The sequence below is a fragment of the Tenacibaculum jejuense genome (genome assembly GCF_900198195.1).
In the GTDB taxonomy this organism is placed as follows: domain Bacteria; phylum Bacteroidota; class Bacteroidia; order Flavobacteriales; family Flavobacteriaceae; genus Polaribacter; species Polaribacter jejuensis.
Map to the genome: position 1 here is coordinate 904,223 of NZ_LT899436.1, position 13,176 is coordinate 917,398.

The following is a 13,176-nucleotide window of genomic DNA, read 5'->3' on the forward strand; positions in this document are numbered from 1 at the left end:
ATAAACTATATTACAACCATTTAAATCCTTTTAGCACCATGTGTTAAAAGGATTTTGATGTGTAAAAGAGCCTATGAGATTTAAATTTTTTATACTATCAATTTTGTTAGGATTAACAGCAAATGCACAATTGATAGTGAAAGGAAAAGTAGTGGATGAGTTTGATAACCCAATGCCATTTGTGAATGTATTTATACAAGGAACAACAACTGGTACAACTACTGATGATGATGGAAGGTTTGCTTTTCGAACAAAAAAGAGAAAAGGAGTTTTAGAAATATCTTTTGTGGGCTTTCAAACGCAAACCATAACAATTACTCCTAAAACAAAATTTTTAAATATTGTTTTAAAAGAAGGTTCAGATATTTTAGATGAAGTAATATTAGTAACGAAACCTAAAAAGAGATTAAAGAAAAAGGAAAATCCTGCATACAAAATTTTAAAAGAAGTTTGGAAACGCAAACGAAAGAATGGTATAGATTTGGTAGATCATTACCAATTTAAAAAACATACTGCTATAGAAATTGGGCTGAATAACTTAGATACAGCGTTTATCAAACAAATCTTCAAAAAAGATTATAAAGAGACAATTAAAGAAGTAAAATACGATACTGATGGTATCAATTATTATATACCAATTTATATCAATGAACAAATTGCTAAAGTTTACGGTAATAATAAGAATAATGATGAGCGTGAAGATATTGAAGCTGAAAAGTCAGAAGGTTTAGGAGCTCAAGGTTTTGTGTTCGACCGTATGTCTAGGACATTTCAAAATGTAGATGTATTTAGAAATAATATCACTTTATTAAGAAAATCATTTGTTAGCCCATTATCTACGGATGGTTTTGCTACTTACGATTACGTTTTATATGATAGTGTTGTACAAAATAATACAAAGTTATATAACATATATTTCTTCCCAATTAGAGACCAAGATTTAGCATTTAAAGGTAATTTTTGGATTGCAGATAAAGCCTACACATTAAAAAAACTTCGTATGGAAGTTGTTAAAGGTGCCAACTTAAATTTTGTAAGAGGTTTAACGTTTGAAAAAGAATTCGAAGTACGAAATGATAGTATTTATATTCCAACAAAGAATGCTTACGAGGGAGATTTTACATTTTTAGATAAAAACGAAGCCAACAAAGGTTTAACAATTAAGAAAACAATCAACTATAGTGATTATGTTTTAGACAAACCTCTAGCTGATGATTTTTATAAAGGTCAAATTCAAAAGATAAGACCAGATCAATATTTCCGTTCGGATGAATATTGGGCAAAACAAGATATTGAAGATAATCAAGATACATATAAACTAATAAGTTCAGTAAAAGGAAAAAAACAAATAAAACGACTAACAGGTTTTATCAATACCATTTCTAGTGGTTTCGTTAATTTACCTTTTCTAAATATGCAAGTTGGTCCGTTTTGGACAGCCTTTGCTAGCAATGAAGTGGAAGGTTTTAGAACTCGATTAGGTTTTAGAACTTTTAATACTAAAGATGATCGATTTAGATTATCTGGTCATTTAGCGTACGGATTTAAAGATAAAGGACTAAAATACGGTTTAGAAGCACAATATTTATTGTCTTACGAACCAAGAATTTCTACTAGTGTTGCTTATCAGAATGATATCGAACAGTTAGGGAGTGCTTTGTTAAATACTACTCAATTGTTAGGAAGAACTTTTGGATCTACTGCACTTTTCTCAAGAGGAAATAACTTTTTCTTGTCTAAAGTAGAAAAGTATGCGTCTAATTTTGATTATGCTGTACATAATAACTTTCATATTGGATTTAACTTTTCTCATTCACGTATACAGTCTGCTAGTCCTGAAAACTTTTCTGCTAGTTATTTAGATGATTTAGGAAATTTACAATCTAAAGTAGTAGATGTGGCTTCTGATGTTTATTTAACTTTTACACCTGGTCGTTTTGTTTACGGTTTAGGAGTAGAACAACGTTTCGGAAGAAATGTTTTTCCGTCTATTGTGATAAACTACCGTCATGGATATAAAGGTTTCTTAAATGGAACACATGAGTATGATAAAATTCAGATAAAATATAATCAGCCAATTTTATTAGGAAAATTTGGTTTACTAGATACTACAATTGAAGGAGGAAAGGTTTTTGGAACTGTACCATCTTCTTTGTTAAATGCTGTACCAGCAAACCAATCTTTTTCACTAGTTCCAAATACGTTTTCATTGTTGAATTTTTATGATTTTGTAACCGATCAATATGTTTCAACACATTTTGAACATCATTTTAATGGGTTCATTTTAAATCGTATTCCATTATTAAGAAAATTGAAATTAAGAAGTTTAGCAACCTTTAGAGCTGCTTATGGATCAATTTCAGACGAAAATAGAGCTATAAATGATGGTTTACGCAACGCTAGCAACACAGAAAATATTCTTTATAATGCACCAAATCAAGTGTATTATGAATATGGTTTTGGTGTAGAGAATATTGGGTATGGAAACTTACGTTTTCTTAGAATTGACGCTATATGGAGAAGTAATTACACCCCACCTTCAAATAGTATTGCAGTACCTACTCCGAAGTTTGCAATTAGAATAGGGATACGTCCTGATTTATAAAAGATTATTTAACTTAAAAATAACTTCTAAAATCCGTGCACGAACTGCATTTTATATGTAGTTTTGCTTTCCGATTTTTAGAAACGAAATAAAAAATATGACAGCCAAAGAAAAACAAACTGTTGATGTATTAATTGAAATACCAAAAGGAAGTAGAAATAAATATGAATACGATTTCGATTTAAAGAAAATCCGTTTCGATAGAATGTTATTCTCTTCAATGATGTATCCAGGTGATTACGGTTTTATTCCTGAAACATTAGCTTTAGATGGAGATCCATTAGATGTTTTAGTTTTAGGAGCTGAGCCATGTTTTCCTATGTGTATGATGGAAGTTAGACCAATTGGTGTTTTCCACATGGCAGATGAGAAAGGTCCAGATGAAAAAATCGTTTGTGTGCCAATTTCTGACCCAATTTGGAACAAATACAAAGATATTTCTGATTTAAATCCTCATAGAAAAGAAGAAATCACACATTTCTTCCAGGTTTACAAAGACTTAGAAAGAAAGAAAGTAGATGTAGGTGGATGGGGAGATGCTGATGAAGCATATTCAATTTTAGATAAGTGTATCGAGCGTTACGAAAACAGCGAACACAAAGCAAATGGAGATTTTAAAGTATAATCTCAGTATTAAAAATATTTCAAAGCTTGTTACTTAGTAGCAAGCTTTTTTTTGTTTAGAGATTGATTTTGTTATATTTAAAGCAATAAACTAATCAATTAATTAAATATTATGGAATCAAACACAGTGTTTTTACCAGTCATCTTGGCTGTGGTAGGCTTGGTTTTTATGTTCATTAAAATGTCTTGGGTAAAAAAGCAAGAGGCAGGTGATGAAAAAATGAAATCAATATCAAAAAGTATAAAAGAAGGAGCTTTAGCATTTTTAAATGCAGAATATAAGCTCCTTTTAATTTTTTCGATAATAGCCTCAATAGCACTTTTTATCATATCTCAACTTGTTGACACAACACATTGGATTATAGTTGTAGCTTTTATTATTGGAGCCATTTTCTCAGCTTTAGCTGGTAACATTGGAATGCGTATAGCAACAGATGCAAATGCAAGAACAACAGAAGCAGCAAAAACAAGTTTACCAAAAGCATTACAAGTTTCTTTTGGTGGAGGAACTGTAATGGGGTTAGGAGTTGCAGGTTTAGCAGTTTTAGGGTTAAGTCTTTTCTTTTTCTTATTTGTAACTATGTTTGTCACAGGTGAAGGAAGTTTCTATAAGGAAATGACTGTTGCTTTAGAAGCCTTAGCTGGTTTTTCTTTAGGAGCTGAAAGTATTGCCTTATTCGCAAGAGTTGGTGGAGGTATCTACACTAAAGCAGCAGATGTTGGTGCCGATTTAGTAGGTAAGGTGGAAGCAGGTATTCCTGAAGATGATCCGAGAAATCCAGCGACAATTGCTGATAATGTGGGAGATAATGTTGGGGATGTTGCAGGAATGGGAGCAGATTTATTCGGAAGTTATGTAGCTACGGTTTTAGCAGCTATGGTTCTTGGAAACTATGTTGTTCGTGATATGTCTACAACTACTCAATTTACAGATGCTTTTAATGGAATGGGGCCAATTTTATTGCCATTAGTAATTGCGGGTGTTGGTATTATTGCTTCAATTATCGGGACTTTCTTAGTTAAAATTAAAGATAATTCAGCAAAAGAAGCTGAAGTTCAAAAAGCTTTAGATTTAGGAAATTGGACATCTATACTTATTACTTTAATTGCAAGTTGGTTCTTAATTCAATGGATGTTACCAGAAACATTAAAAATGAGTTTTTTCGGAGAAGGAATACAAGAAGTACCTTCTCGTCATGTATTTTATTCAGGAATGATTGGTTTAGCAGTAGGAGCTTTAATTTCTACAGTAACGGCATATTATACAAGTTTAGGTAAAAAGCCAGTCTTAGATATTGTTCAAAATAGTTCTACTGGAGCTGCAACTAATATTATTGCAGGATTAGCCGTAGGTATGAAATCTACATTTTTATCAGTTATTTTATTTGCTGCCGCAATTTATGGTTCTTATGCTTTAGCAGGTTTTTATGGAGTTGCTTTAGCAGCGTCTGCAATGATGGCGACAACAGCAATGCAATTAGCTATTGATGCTTTTGGTCCAATTGCTGATAACGCAGGTGGAGTTGCAGAAATGAGTGAATTAGAAGATCACGTGCGTGAACGTACAGATATTTTAGACTCTGTAGGAAATACAACTGCAGCAGTGGGTAAAGGTTTTGCAATTGCTTCTGCGGCATTGACTGCTTTAGCTTTATTCGCGGCTTACGTAACTTTCACAGGAATTGATGGGATTAATATTTTTAAAGCAGATGTTTTAGCTATGTTGTTTGTTGGAGGAATGATTCCAGTAATCTTTTCTGCTTTAGCAATGGAGTCTGTAGGAAAAGCAGCTATGGAAATGGTGCAAGAAGTTCGTCGTCAGTTTAAGGAAATTCCAGGGATTATGGAAGGAACTGGAACACCAGATTATGCGAAATGTGTTGATATTTCTACTAAAGCTGCTTTAAAAGAAATGATTTTACCTGGTTTAATTACAATTATTACACCGATTATTATTGGTCTTTTATTCAAAGCTGAAGCATTAGGTGGTTATATGGCTGGAGTTTGTGTTAGTGGTGTAATGTGGGCGATTTTCCAGAATAATGCTGGAGGAGCTTGGGATAATGCTAAAAAGTCTTTTGAAGCTGGCGTAGAAATTAATGGAGAAATGACTTTTAAAGGTTCTGATGCACATAAGGCAGCTGTGACTGGAGATACTGTTGGAGATCCGTTTAAAGATACTTCTGGACCGTCAATGAATATCTTAATTAAACTTACATGTTTAGTTGGTTTAGTTATTGCGCCAATTTTAGGAGGACATTCAGCTGAATCACATGCTTCAAATACGCAATTAATAAAAGAAGTTCAAGTTGAATCTGAATTGAAAGATAATGAGAAATCTGTAGCAACGATAACTACTACAGTTGTTAAAGATGGAAAGAAAGAGTCTAAAGTGATAAAAGTTGAAGGTACAAAAGAAGAAGTAGCTCAAGCGATAAAGAAAGTACAAGAATAGATTATCCTCTTATATCCAATTTAAATAGTTTCATAAAAGCCATTGCATATGCAGTGGCTTTTTATATAGAGATTTTTGTTGAGTTTTTAATAGCGCCAATTGTAAAGGAACTTTGTGTGCTACCAATATATTTTATTGAAGTGAGTTTGTTTACCATAAACTCACGATATTCTTCCATGTCTTTTACATATATTTTCAAAATGTAATCGTAATCACCACTAATATGAAAGCATTCTGCAACTTCATCTAATTTTAATATCTCGCTTTCAAAAATTGATAGGTATTCTCTAGAGTGTTGAATCAGTTTTACTTGACAAAAAACTAAGAATGATTTATCTATTTTCTTAGGATCAATTCTAGCTACGTAGTTTGTTATAATTCCTTCCTTTTCTAGTTTTTTTATTCTTTCATAAACAGCAGTTACAGATAAGTTAAGTAGTAGAGAAAGTTGTTTGTTTGTTCGCTTACTATCTTCTTGTAAAAGGTTAATTAGTTTATTGTCAATATGATCTAATTTCATTTTGAAAAAATTTCAGTAAAGTTAATTGATTTAGTTTTAATTTAGTTTTTTTTACATTTAAAATTGTTTTTTATAGTTTTTAAAACTGTATTTTATCTAAAGTGTTGAATAATATTTAGTTTTTATTTTGTTTTGAGGAAACAAATACTAGTTCTAATGAAATTTAAGCCAGCTAATAAGATTCAAGATTTACAGTACTTCGGAGAATTTGGAGGTGTAAATCCATCGATTTCAGATTCATCAACATATACATTCCTTTCAGCAAAAACAATGTTCGATACATTCGAAGGAAATGCAGACGGATGTTATTTATATTCTAGACATTCATCACCTTCAAATTTATATTTAGGTGAAGCATTAGCAGAAATGGAAGGAACTGAAACTGCTACTGTAACGGCCTCAGGAATGGGAGCAATCACACCAGTTTTATTACAATTATGTAGTTCAGGAGATCATATCGTGTCAAGTAGAACTATTTACGGTGGAACGTATGCTTTTTTAAAGAATTTTACACCAAAATTTAATATCCAAACAACATTTGTAGATACTACGAAGTTAGCTGTTGTTGAAGCTGCAATTACAGAAAACACCAAAGTTTTATACTGTGAAACTGTAAGTAATCCATTATTAGAAGTTGCAGATATCGAAGGTTTAGCTGTTTTAGCTAAAAAATATAATTTAAAGTTAGTAGTAGATAATACATTCTCACCATTATCAGTATCTCCAGCACAATTAGGTGCAGATGTTGTAATTCATAGTTTAACTAAATTCATTAATGGATCTTCAGATACTGTTGGAGGAGTAATTTGTGGAACACAAGAATTTATCGATAATCTGAGAAATGTTAATGATGGCGCTTGCATGTTACTTGGACCTACTATGGATAGTTTAAGAGCAGCTTCTGTATTAAAGAATTTGAGGACATTACATATCCGTATGAAGCAACACAGTAAAAATGCAATGTATTTAGCAAATAAGTTTGAAGCAGACGGAATAAAAACAGTATATCCAGGTTTAGAGTCTCATCCTTCACACGAATTATTTTCTTCTATGTTAAATGAGGAGTATGGTTACGGAGGGATGCTCACTATTGATGTTGGATCTTTAGATAAAGCAAATGAGCTAATGGAATTAATGCAACACAAAAACTTAGGATACTTAGCTGTTAGTTTAGGTTTTTATAAAACATTATTCTCTGCTCCTGGAACTTCAACATCTTCGGAAATTCCAGAAGATGAACAAGCAGAAATGGGCTTAACAGACGGATTAATTCGTTTCTCTATCGGTTTAGATAACGATATTGAAAGAACTTATCAAATCATGAGTGAGTGTATGAGAGAAGTAGGAATTTTAGAATTAGTTTCCTAAAACTCTATTCCAAAACTTTTGTAAATCTTCCTTAGTAGGAGTTTTATCATATAATGGCATTGCTTCCCAGCGATTGCCATTTTTTTTGATCTCAAAACTAAAAACAGATGAGTTTTTGTCTTCAGGATTTAATAATGGGTAACGTAAATCATTATATTGAATTCGATTATTATCGATTTGTTGAAGATTATAAAAATCATTACTAAACCAAGATAATTTCTTTAAATCAGCATTTTGTTTCATGGGTAAAAGCTCATGATTTTTAGGTAAACTAATAAAACTATTTTTTGGTTTTTGTGAGTCAAAATGAGAATAAAAGCTCACTTTATAGTCCTCTTTAGTTTCTACAATAGCGTACCAAAGTATATTGTTGAAAATTGTTGGTTGGGCCGAATATCTTTCATATTCAATTTTAGATTCAGAAAGCGCATTTTTAAAAACACGATCAATGTATATTTTATTTCCGATAGTAAATAGCAGATAAGCAGAACTCAAGTACACGCCAGATTTTAACCAAAAACTACGTTTACTACTTGTTCTCTTAAAGAACATTAAAATGATTAAAGAAATTAAAAATGGAATTGTGTATATCGGGTCAACAACAGCAATTGTATTAAAAGCTACACGATAATCCGAAAAAGGTAGAAATAGTTGTGTGCCATAAGGTGTAAAACTATCTAAAAGAGGATGAGTAAAAATCGATAAAAAAAATAGCCAAATCCAATCTCTAGAGGTTGTTGTTCCAATTCTCTTTTTGGTATTATATAATTTGAAAGTTCCTTGCCCAAATACATAAGCACCTAAAAAAGCAAATACAATAGAATGCATAAACCCTCTGTGAAAAATAAGCTCGTCAATTGAATTTGAATAGAATAAACTTCCCACAAAAACATCTAAATCAGGAATTGTACCTCCAATAGCACCAAATAATAAAGCTTTATTTCCAATCTTTTTACCAAGTGCAATTTCACCACATGCAGCACCTAAAACTATTTGAGTTAATGAATCCATATAAAGGCAAAAGTAGCAAACGGTTTCCACTTGCGTAAGTCTTAACAAAATCGTAACATTACACAACCAAAAAAATCGATCAATGCAAGAAAACCAGAACAATTCTGAAATTAAAATTGAAGATCAAAAAATCCAAAAAAATCCGAATCTATCTATTTTAGAAGCTTTAATTCCAGTAATTGCACTTATTGGTATGTTAGCCTACAATGTTTATGTATTTGGAGACGATGCATTAAGTGGAAGTAATCAATTTATTCTTCTTTTAGGTGGAGCTGTAGCTGCTTTAGTCGGATTTAAAAATAAGGTTAGTTTTCAATTAATGATGGATGAAGTTGCAGAGAATTTAAAATCAACTTCTAGTGCAATTTTAGTTTTGTTAATGGTTGGAGCTTTAGCAGGAACTTGGTTAATCAGTGGGGTAATACCTTCCATGATTTATTATGGATTACAAATTTTAAATCCTACAATATTTTTAGTAGCATGTTTAATTATATGTGCGGTAATATCTGTAGCGACAGGTAGTTCATGGACTACTGCTGCTACTGTAGGAATTGCTTTAATTGGTATTGGAGATGCACTTGGTATTTCTTTAGGAATGACAGCAGGAGCTGTATTGTCTGGAGCATATTTTGGAGATAAAATGTCGCCAATGTCAGATACAACAAATTTAGCCCCTGCAATGGCAGGGACAGATCTGTTTACGCATATTAAATACATGACTTATACAACAATTCCTACTTTTGTGGTAACATTTGTGTTTTTTCTAATTTTAGGATTTACACAATCAACAACAGGAAATGCAGATACGGCGCAAATGTTAAAAGATATAGATAAAGCTTTTAATATTTCTCCAATATTATTTATTGTTCCTGTAGCGGTTGTAATATTAATAATCAAAAAAACGCCACCATTAATAGCATTACTAGGAGGAACACTTTTAGGCGGTGTTTTTGCTTTAATTTTTCAACCAGATGTTGTAGCTCAAGTAGCAGGTGTGGATCCAAAAGATTTAGGTTTTAATTCAGCATATAAAGGAGTTATGAAAGCAATCACTGTTGATACTTCTGTTGCCACTGATAACGAAGTGTTAAAAGATTTGTTTACAGCTGGAGGAATGAAGAAAATGATGGGAACTATCTGGTTAGTTATTTGTGCAATGGTTTTTGGAGGGATAATGGATGCAATTGGAGCTTTAGCTAAGATTAGTAGTTTTATGTTAAGCTTATTTGATAGCGTTTTTGGCTTATTTGCAAGTACAGTAGCAACTTGTATTGGTTTAAATATAACAGCATCAGATCAATATTTAGCATTAGTTGTTCCTGGTAAAATGTATGCCAAGGCTTATAAAGATAAAGGTTTAGCTCCTGAAAACTTGAGTAGAACCCTAGAAGATAGCGGAACAGTAACTTCGGTGTTAATTCCATGGAATACATGTGGAGCATACCATTCTGGAGTTTTAGGCGTACCAGTTGTAGATTATGCCTTTTATGCAATGTTTAATTGGTTAAGCCCTTTTATGACACTAATTTTCGCGGCATTTAGAATCAAAATAAGACAGATTACATCTAAATAAAATTATCAAGTTCTTTTTCATAATTTGTATATTTAAATTAATAACCTATTAAATATCAAATGATGAAAAAACAGATTTTAAATTTAGGAACTAAATTAGAAAAAGATCAATTAAAGAATTTTAATGGAGGACTTTCTCGGGTAGAATTTTGTAGAGAAGTTTGCTCTCGAAATAGATATTATCCAGATCATTATTATGTTAGATGTGGATGTGCGTAAGCAAAAGAAATAAAAGCGCCTTATTGAGAAATAAGGCGCTTTTATTATATATTGTTTCAGTTGTTTTATATAAACCAATTCCAAACCAACCCAAAACGTATAGACATATCTCTATATGGATAATTAGGAGCTGAGAAGTAATTTCTTGTTGATAAAAAGCTAGATGTTATGTTATCTATTTTAAAGAAAATACGAGTTCTTTTTACACGTGCATTAAAAAATACATCTACAGATGGAAACCCTATTTCTGTATCGTTTTGAACTGTAAATTCATTTACTATAGGATTGAAAGCATTTGCTTTATACTTTGTGAAAAAATTAAAAGTTCCTCCAATTTGTACTAAAATAGGTTTGCCTCTAAACCATTCGCCAGTATAATATAAAGTGTTTCTAGTAACAAATTCAGGAACTCTAAACACAGCATTTCCACTAGAAACATTTTGATACATTAATGTATTATCGAAAGCAAAATTTTTAAAGAATTTAAACTCTTTACTAACTTTTACTTTTAAGTATGTTATAGATTCGTCAAATTGTTTTGGAGTATTATCAGAATCAAAGTAAACATAATCTTCAATGTTAGTGAAGTCTAAGCTTGCATTTCCCCATTTAGAATTAAAAGAAAAGCCAATATTTCTAGTGTCTATATTTGTAAAGTTATTATCCCAATTATAATCATTATATACACTTTGAAATAGTAAAGTGTTAAATCTTGGAGCTTTCGAGGTGAGTAATAAACTTCCTTTAACAGTAAAAAGACTATCTTTTTTGTACATCGCTTCTCCACTAAAATGGTTTCCTGCTAAATAACCACTTCCAGGAGTTAAATTTGCACTTGCATTTACTTTAAAGTTTTTAATACGACCGTTCCAATCTGCTCCTAACGAAATAGCATTTCCCTTTAATCTACTTCTATTTACAAGTATATTACCGTTATGTATTGTATCATAACCATAGTTTACTGTTGTGTAATTTGCTTTCACTTTAAATTTACCAAGAATATATTTTGAGTTAAATTCTAAGTAACCCTGATTATTGATTAAGTTGTAATCTACTCGCTCATCAATACCACCAGAACTTTTACTTGCATCACCAAAAAAGTCTGTATCTAAAGACGACTGTCCAAACCTATATTCTTTAGATTCATAATGTAAGATATGACCAACTTTTAAATTTGTAAAGTTTTTAGTGTTGGTAGTATCTTTACTTGAAAATAATTTAAAATTATGATCTGCATACACCCGAATTCCTTCTAGGTTACTTTCAGAATCAGTTAAATTAACATCTAAACGACCTCTATCTTCAAAATTTGGATCATTAGTTAAAAAGTTCTCTAATGCTTGTGTGGTAAGTCCACCATTTTCTTGATTTACAAAATCTTGAGTTGTGACTTGTGCACGTATACGATATTGATCTTTTGGAGTGCTATAAGTTAATGTAGATCTAAAATTACCCGAACTAGAAAGTGAGCGTCTATATTGTCCTAAAGAACGTAATCCTCGGTAAGCAAAACTTAAGTTGAAACGTTTAGAAAGATTAAATGTAAATAAAGCGTCTAAAACCTGACCTTGTTCTTGTCCAGTTCGATACATAATTACTGTTGTAGGTGTAGGAACACGATAGTAATCGATATCCTCTATTTGCATGTAATTAAATTGTTTTCCAGTAAAACCAATGTCAGGAAATTGAGAAATGTTTCTAAAATTATATCCTAAATTGTTAAATGTTTGACCTTGATTTTGAAAAGCAAGTAATTCAAAATTATCTTTCCTTCTAAAGTTAAACTTGTAATCTTTTCTAATAGTTAGAGTAGTGTCTATATAACTTGTATCTTTTTTAAAACTAATAATTTTATAGTCAGTAAATTTAGTTTTACCACTAAGTTTTACATTAATTTCATCATTCGAAATTGTATCTAACCTATTAATACCTTGATTAAATCCACCAACACCACTTCCTAACGATCTTATCTGAGCATTTATAGTAAAAGAGCTAATAACGAAAAGAATACCAATGATATATTTCATAAGGGCAAATGTAAAATAATAAAACGAAAATTTATGTGAATAATATCTTTGAAAACTGTTAATTTGTTTTATGTTACAAATGAATTTTAGCGGTTTTGTTTTAGAAGCAGGAACAGATGAAGCAGGAAGAGGTTGTTTAGCAGGCCCTGTTGTAGCAGCTGCGGTTATTTTACCAGAGGATTTTCATCATGAATTATTAAATGATTCAAAACAAATCTCTGAGAAAAAGAGAAACATTTTACGGCCTTTTATCGAAGAAAATGCAACTGCTTATGCTGTTTGTTTTATAGATAACGAAGAGGTTGACGAGTTAAATGTTCTACAATCTTCCATCGTTGGAATGCATCGATCATTGGATAAGTTAAAGACCCAGCCTGAATTTATTATTATCGACGGAAATAAATTTAAACCGTATAAAGAAATTCCTCATGAAACAATTGTAAAAGGAGACGCAAAATTTATGAGTATAGCAGCCGCTTCTGTGTTAGCAAAAACATATAGAGACGATTTTATGGAGAAAATTCATAAAGAGTTTCCTGAATATAATTGGAAAAAAAATAAAGGGTATCCAACTAAAGAACATCGAGAAGCTATAAGGAAGTTCGGTGCTACACCATATCATCGAAAGTCATTTCGCTTATTACCAGAGCAATTGAAAATTGATTTTGAAAGGTAACTTTTTGTTAACTTTAAATACGTACAGTAATTACTTATAGCGATTAATTTTACAGTGCAATTAGCCCGTAGGTTAATCCCCTTTTCCCTCAAAAAGTGC

The 13,176-nt window shown here is 31.4% G+C and carries 10 protein-coding genes; 7 read left to right on the top strand and 3 right to left on the bottom strand.

The genetic code is table 11. From position 1 onward, the window contains the following. Positions 1 to 73 precede the first annotated feature (73 nt). The 3 genes from AQ1685_RS04115 (at position 74) to AQ1685_RS04125 (ending at position 5,684) form a co-directional block, all read left to right on the top strand. Positions 74 to 2,605, top strand: coding sequence for a DUF5686 family protein (locus AQ1685_RS04115; protein WP_095069718.1), 2,532 nt, complete (start codon positions 74 to 76; stop codon positions 2,603 to 2,605). Between the two features lie 97 nt (positions 2,606 to 2,702). Further along, positions 2,703 to 3,230 carry an inorganic diphosphatase gene (locus tag AQ1685_RS04120; RefSeq protein WP_095069719.1) on the top strand — a complete coding sequence of 176 codons (528 nt, stop codon included), beginning with the start codon at positions 2,703 to 2,705 and terminating at the stop codon, positions 3,228 to 3,230. 111 nt (positions 3,231 to 3,341) lie between these two features. Beyond that, on the top strand, positions 3,342 to 5,684 hold the full coding sequence (locus tag AQ1685_RS04125; protein WP_095069721.1) for a sodium-translocating pyrophosphatase: 2,343 nt from the start codon (positions 3,342 to 3,344) through the stop codon (positions 5,682 to 5,684). 61 nt (positions 5,685 to 5,745) lie between these two features. On the opposite strand, the gene AQ1685_RS04130 is transcribed toward AQ1685_RS04125, so the two are convergent. Next, a complete protein-coding gene (locus tag AQ1685_RS04130; protein ID WP_095069722.1) occupies positions 5,746 to 6,204 on the bottom strand; it encodes an Lrp/AsnC family transcriptional regulator in 459 nt (152 codons plus the stop codon). Between the two features lie 156 nt (positions 6,205 to 6,360). Between AQ1685_RS04130 and AQ1685_RS04135 the strand changes: the two genes are divergently transcribed. Further along, positions 6,361 to 7,572 (top strand): aminotransferase class I/II-fold pyridoxal phosphate-dependent enzyme, encoded by a 1,212-nt coding sequence (locus AQ1685_RS04135; protein ID WP_095069723.1) that lies wholly within the window; start codon positions 6,361 to 6,363, stop codon positions 7,570 to 7,572. Here the strand turns inward: AQ1685_RS04135 and AQ1685_RS04140 are convergent. After that, positions 7,561 to 8,583, bottom strand: coding sequence for a metal-dependent hydrolase (locus AQ1685_RS04140; protein WP_095069724.1), 1,023 nt, complete (start codon positions 8,581 to 8,583; stop codon positions 7,561 to 7,563). The genes AQ1685_RS04135 and AQ1685_RS04140 overlap by 12 nt on opposite strands. 82 nt (positions 8,584 to 8,665) lie before the next feature. On the opposite strand from AQ1685_RS04140, the gene nhaC reads away from it, so the two are divergent. Both nhaC and AQ1685_RS04150 read left to right on the top strand, forming a co-directional pair. Next, positions 8,666 to 10,156, top strand: a complete 1,491-nt coding sequence (nhaC, locus tag AQ1685_RS04145; RefSeq protein ID WP_095069726.1) for a Na+/H+ antiporter NhaC — start codon at positions 8,666 to 8,668, stop codon at positions 10,154 to 10,156. Between the two features lie 62 nt (positions 10,157 to 10,218). Beyond that, positions 10,219 to 10,374 carry a hypothetical protein gene (locus AQ1685_RS04150; RefSeq protein ID WP_157730086.1) on the top strand — a complete coding sequence of 52 codons (156 nt, stop codon included), beginning with the start codon at positions 10,219 to 10,221 and terminating at the stop codon, positions 10,372 to 10,374. Positions 10,375 to 10,439: 65 nt separating this feature from the next. Here AQ1685_RS04150 and AQ1685_RS04155 read toward each other — a convergent pair whose 3' ends face one another. After that, on the bottom strand, positions 10,440 to 12,401 hold the full coding sequence (locus tag AQ1685_RS04155) for a putative porin (RefSeq protein ID WP_095069727.1): 1,962 nt from the start codon (positions 12,399 to 12,401) through the stop codon (positions 10,440 to 10,442). A 70-nt stretch (positions 12,402 to 12,471) separates the two neighbouring features. On the opposite strand from AQ1685_RS04155, the gene AQ1685_RS04160 reads away from it, so the two are divergent. Further along, the gene (locus AQ1685_RS04160) at positions 12,472 to 13,077 is read left to right on the top strand and encodes a ribonuclease HII (protein WP_095069728.1); all 606 of its coding nucleotides are present in this window, start codon (positions 12,472 to 12,474) and stop codon (positions 13,075 to 13,077) included. Positions 13,078 to 13,176 lie beyond the last annotated feature (99 nt).